This window comes from Acaryochloris sp. IP29b_bin.137, from assembly GCF_028285745.1.
In the GTDB taxonomy this organism is placed as follows: domain Bacteria; phylum Cyanobacteriota; class Cyanobacteriia; order Thermosynechococcales; family Thermosynechococcaceae; genus Acaryochloris.
This window is the reverse complement of the sequence record NZ_JANQOP010000337.1, coordinates 1-5,435: the sequence shown is the minus strand read 5'-3', so window position 1 is coordinate 5,435 and position 5,435 is coordinate 1. Positions and strand designations below refer to the sequence as shown.

General features: G+C 50.4%; 7 protein-coding genes. All 7 read right to left on the bottom strand.

Annotation, left to right across the window (positions count from 1 at the left end; translation table 11 throughout):
* On the bottom strand, positions 1–96 hold a 96-nt coding region (locus Q0991_RS22855; RefSeq protein ID WP_299492955.1), incomplete at its 3' end, for an adenylosuccinate synthetase.
* 169 nt (positions 97–265) lie between these two features.
* On the bottom strand, positions 266–1,018 hold the full coding sequence (locus Q0991_RS22850) for a BMC domain-containing protein (RefSeq protein ID WP_299492953.1): 753 nt from the start codon (positions 1,016–1,018) through the stop codon (positions 266–268).
* Between the two features lie 99 nt (positions 1,019–1,117).
* Positions 1,118–1,669 carry a hypothetical protein gene (locus tag Q0991_RS22845; RefSeq protein WP_299492951.1) on the bottom strand — a complete coding sequence of 184 codons (552 nt, stop codon included), beginning with the start codon at positions 1,667–1,669 and terminating at the stop codon, positions 1,118–1,120.
* 73 nt (positions 1,670–1,742) lie between these two features.
* A complete protein-coding gene (locus Q0991_RS22840) occupies positions 1,743–4,142 on the bottom strand; it encodes a ribulose bisphosphate carboxylase small subunit (protein ID WP_299492949.1) in 2,400 nt (799 codons plus the stop codon).
* A gap of 222 nt (positions 4,143–4,364) precedes the next feature.
* The gene (locus Q0991_RS22835) at positions 4,365–4,652 is read right to left on the bottom strand and encodes a EutN/CcmL family microcompartment protein (RefSeq protein WP_299492947.1); all 288 of its coding nucleotides are present in this window, start codon (positions 4,650–4,652) and stop codon (positions 4,365–4,367) included.
* Positions 4,653–4,664: 12 nt separating this feature from the next.
* Positions 4,665–5,012 carry a carbon dioxide-concentrating mechanism protein CcmK gene (locus Q0991_RS22830; protein WP_299411050.1) on the bottom strand — a complete coding sequence of 116 codons (348 nt, stop codon included), beginning with the start codon at positions 5,010–5,012 and terminating at the stop codon, positions 4,665–4,667.
* Positions 5,013–5,110: 98 nt separating this feature from the next.
* Entirely contained in the window at positions 5,111–5,419 is a 309-nt protein-coding gene (locus Q0991_RS22825; RefSeq protein ID WP_010469380.1) for a BMC domain-containing protein, read from the bottom strand.
* Positions 5,420–5,435: the final 16 nt, after the last annotated feature.

Here is a 5,435-nt window from a genome sequence, read left to right as displayed (position 1 = left end):
CCGAACCACCACATCTGCTGAGCGACTCAGCAAATCGGTTATTTTGCCCTTTCCTTCATCGCCCCACTGAGCACCAATTACAACTACGTTAGCCAAGGGATTATTAAAAAAACAACGATTTAACAAACAACAATTATCGGTAGTGGAAGAGACTTCTGTCAATCTTGCTATCAGAATCTCTCCTATTCACTGGCGGATAATCTTGCCTGTGGTTACTGATTTATATTGCCCAAAACCTAAAGTTATTAATGCTTTAGACACCAGTTCAAGTGTCAGGCTCTTGCTCAATGGTGCGAGAGAGTTGCTCTAAGTTCTCTAGGGGAACCAATTCTTTTTCCTTCTCTTTCACCTTATTGGAGAAGAGCAGTGGCAAGGGTTTCTCGATCCAGCAGCTGGCAACGGGTAACATCGCTTCTAAATCATCCAAAACCCGAGGAATAACCATCACAGAATTTAATTCGCCAATCCGTTCGGCCTCAAACATGCCTGCTTCAATAGCGACTGCAACATTGGCAACGGACCCCCGAACCATGGCGGTACATAATCCTGCTCCAATGGTTTCATAGGCAGAAAGTTGAACATTGGCAGATTTGAGCATGGCATCTGCTGCCCCCACCATGGCAGGAAACCCCCGAGTTTCTAACAGGCCAATCGACTGATTACTTAAGCGGGAATAGCCCCGTTGCTGCTGGGCAATTTCGACTAGATGACTACCAATGGGAAAGACGGCTTCCAAATTAGGCATGGGTCTAGCAATCACCAGTTTGGAGACAGTTTGCCCTAGTTTTTCGGCTAAGCGACTGCCTTCTTCTACCGCCAGCCGTACGTCCGCAATATTGCCCCGCACAATCACTGTGCACAGCCCACTTCCGATTTTTTCATAGCCCACCAAGGTCACTTCTGCGGCCTTGAGCATCGCATCTGCGGTTCCTACAATCGCCGGAAAACTGGGAGTAGACAACAAACCCAAAGCACTATCAGGTCTGCGTTTCCGTTTTAACGTTGAAGCGGGAATCATATCGGTGGGCAATACCTAGACGGAGACAATGGACCCAGACATCCTCTAGTGAGTCTCGTTCAGTTTAGCAATAACCGCAATGGTTGATTAGCTTAGGGGTTATGGCGATGAATGACGAGCAAACAAGACCTGAAGCATCTGGGTCACATAGGCTCGTCCAATCACTTGGGATTGCCTCTGTGGACTACTCGCAGGCGCAGGACTCGGCAGGGGTGGAGGACTGGGCCAAGCTGGATTGACCGGATTTGACGGCAAAGCGTCATTCAAATGTGAACCATCTTGAGACTCGTTAAGGGTAGAGCGGCTAGAATCCCCCATCAGCGAACCCTCTGGAATCACCTGTTGGGCCACAATATCGGTATTGATAATGGTGGTGCAATCGCCGATGCAGGCATTCATACCAATGGTTGCCTGGCCAAGCACCAATACCCCTGCCCCTAAAACGGCATGACTATCGACGGTAATCGTCCCTTCGAATGCCTGAATCACCACTCCGATGCCGATACAGGCTCCTGCTGCAATCACGATTTTGCTTTGGGGGGCCGCCTGCAAGATCACACCAGAAGCAATTTTGGCGTGGGGATGGATCGTGACATCCCCAATCACACAAAAATGCGAGGTGCTAACCGGTTGCAGGGGTGAAAGTTGCATTAGCAATAAACCTTAGGCTCTTAGGCTAGGAATGGAAAGATCGTTCAGACTAAGATCCTTGTGATATGACATCCTAGAGGGCTGCCAAAGGTTTCTGGATAACGGATTCTAAGACCCGTCGTTTTGCTTTGGTGTCGATACCGATCAAACGAACATATTCTTTTTGGTGATCCGCCAGACAGGTTTCTAAGGCTGCGATAACTTGAGATTCCTGTTGAGCTTGGATCGGAGGGCAGCTTTGCCAAGAGCTGGTTTGAAAGCGCCGTTTGTCGGCATGTTCGGTGCCAATTCGATAACCCTGGGCAAGGAGCGATCGCACTTGGGCTACGGTATCCGCATCTAAACCGCCGTGACTTCTTGGGGTAAACCCCCGCCCGCGAGTGCTCGGTGCAGACGGCGCTTGATAGGAGCGAGAACTCGGTGCTGCAGCAGGTTTCGGGTTAGAACCCGATCCACCGGGACGTTGAATAATCGTTTCAGAAACGCGTCGCTTAGCTCGCTTATCAATACCAATAAGACGAACATAGTCATTGGGGTGCTCGGCTAAGCAGGCTTCGACTCCAGCAATGACTTGAGATTCTTGCTGGGACTTGACGGGTGTACAGCTTTGCCAAGAACTGGTTTGGAAGCGGCGCTTGTCCGCATACTCCGTCCCAATCTGGTAGCCTTGGGCTAACAAAGAGCGAATTTGATTGATTACGGCTCCATCTAAGCCGCCAGCAGGCTGGTAGCTAGACCCATTGCTTTCAACCTTGGCATAGCTGGAGCTGCTTGAACTGGATGAACTTGGACGGGGGGCTGGAGCAGAGGACGCACTGGCTTTGCCGTTGCTGTTAGGACGTTGAATAATGGCTTCTAAGACTCGCCGTTTGGCCTTTGGGTCAATACCAATTAAGCGAACGTAATCTCCAGGATGTTCCGCTAGACAGCTTTCTAGGGCAGCAATGACTTGGGACTCTTGCTGGGAATGGATGGGCGTGCAGCTTTGCCAGGAGCTGGTTTGGAAGCGGCGTTTGTCTGCATATTCAGAACCTACTCGGTAGCCTTGGGCCAACAGTGAGCGGACCTGAGCGATGGCCTCTGCACCTAAGCCTGTACTGGAGCCTGCACTGGCGCTGGCATAGCTGCTTGAGCTGGAGTAGCTGCTGTTAGAGGATGCAGGTCGGGCCGCTTTAGGGGCGGCCTTAGGCTGGTCGCCTGGGCGTTGAATAATGGCTTCAAACACCCGCCGCTTGGCTTGGGTATCGATGCCCAACATGCGGACATATTCCCCTTGATGTTCAGCAATACAAGCTTCAAGGGCAGCAATGACCTGGGATTCCTGCTGGGAGGCTATCGGAGAACAGCTTTGCCAAGAACTGGTTTGAAAGCGGCGAGCATCGGCATGTTCGGTGCCAATTCGATACCCTTGACCCAGGAGAGAGCGCACATGAGCAATCGTCTCTGCATCCAGGTTCCCACTGGTAGTGATGTGGCTTGTGGTGTAGTTTTTAATCGTTTTGGTGACTGAACTGATGGACGCCGACTTCACCGGGCCATCGGGACGTTGAATAATGGTTTCCAAGACCCGCTGTTTGGCTTGAGTATCGATACCAATCAGTCGAACATATTCACCTTGATGCTCTTGCAGGCAAGATTCTATCCCTGCCAACACTTGTGATTCGTTGTTCCCCGTAATGGGGGGACAACTTTGCCATGAGCTGGTTTGGAAGCGGCGTTTATCCGCATGCTCACTCCCAATTCGATATCCTTGCGCCAGGAGTGACCGAACTTGACTCACAATTGCTGCATCTAGGGTGGTATGATTCATTGGCTTGGTATCAGTAGTAAAACGGTGTGATTGAGAATGGCCGATATTTGATCGGACGGGTCGGATAGAGGCCTGTGCGCTTGCTCCAGAGACATCCGCTTTGAGGGCTTCGTTAACGTGAATGATTTGCTGAGTGAATTTGCGATCGCTGTCCAATACATCAGGTAGGAGATTGGCCTGCTCTTGTTTGGTAATCACGGCACCCGAAGGCACATACTTACCCGGAGGGATTTCGACCCCCTGAATCAAGGCATGCATCATGATTACGCAGCCATCGCCCACTTTGGCGTTAAAAATTGTAGAGCGGAAGCCGATAAAGCAGTGGTCACCAATAAATGCGGGACCATGGACCAGGGCCATATGGGTGACACAACTATTATGACCAATCCAAACCGCATAATTTTGACCATCCTTGCCGCGAACCCGCCCCGGCTCGATGGCATGAATCACGGCTCCATCCTGGATATTGACGTTATCGCCAATATAAAAGGGTGAGCCTTGATCCGCCTGAATCGTGCATCCTGGGGCGATCAGCGCATTTTCACCCACGTGAACATCACCCATTACGTTTGCAAATGAGTGAACATAGGCAGACGGATGCACCTGTGGATGGGATGCACCGCCTGCCCCTAGGGCTGATGAGGATTGGCTATGGACTACCATAATGATCTCTCCTACACAAAACGCGATCGCGAGTGAGTAGTGATAAATAAAAGAGAAGGCTAACTAGGCTTAGGAACGAACCGAAAAAATTGCTTCGGCATTATGCTATTCACCCAGTGAAAAAGTCAGATTTGATGCCGACCGTCGGCTTAACGCAACCCCACCTCCTCGAAGGCTAGAAAGAAACTGAATCCAAATAACGGAAACTCATTTCAAACTAGATTACTTACTGTAGATACGGCCCCCTGCGACCGATACGGTATCAATGATGGCAATAACCAGAGCATCTAGGGGTCGCTGTTCATAGCCAGGCATCTGTCTAGCACCACTACCTTGAGTAATCAGCACCCACTCATCAACCCCGGCTCCCACACAATCGGCAGCCACATCATATTCAGGCAATAATTGACCTTCCTGATCAATGCGCTGAACCAACAAGAACTTCGTACCCTGAAGGCTGTCCGCTTTTTGGGTACTGACTACAGTACCTAGAACTTTTGCGATTCTCACTCAACTTTGCGTCTAGGATTTACGAATTGGAAGAGCCCGAGGACCACTAATGCTTTCGCGGAATTGCTCAACTTCTTCGGTGTAGCGCATCGGCAACACATATTCGAGGTTTTCATGGGGACGAGCAATGATGTGGGTAGATAAAACCTGCCCACCGTTCACCCGCTTGACAGACTCAGTTCCAGCTGCAACCGATGCTTGCACTTCGGAAACATCTCCCCGAACAATAACCGTGACCCGGCCACTCCCGATCTTCTCATAACCAACCAAGGTGACCCGCGCTGCTTTGACCATGGCATCTGCAGCTTCGACCACCGCTGGGAAGCCGAGGGTTTCCACCATCCCAACTGCTATCGACATAGTTTATAACTCCATTCTTTCGCTTAATGAATGATGTCTTGCTGCTTTGGGGCAAGACATCTATGAATTCAATCAGGGTGAATAGTCATCACCCGCGATCACGTTCGGAATTGTTCTACTTCTTCCGTGTAACTCATCGGTAGTACGTACTCCAGGTTTTCATGAGGACGAGCAATGATATGAGTCGAAAGAACTTCTCCCCCATTCACTCTTCTTACGGATTCCGTTCCAGCTGCCACAGAAGCCTGAACCTCAGAAACATCTCCTCTTACAATCACTGTGACGCGGCCGCTACCAATCTTCTCGTAGCCCACCAGCGTTACACGAGCTGCCTTCACCATCGCATCTGCAGCTTCTACCACAGCAGGAAAACCTTTCGTCTCAATCATCCCAACCGCAATTGGCATTGCCACATCTCCTGTT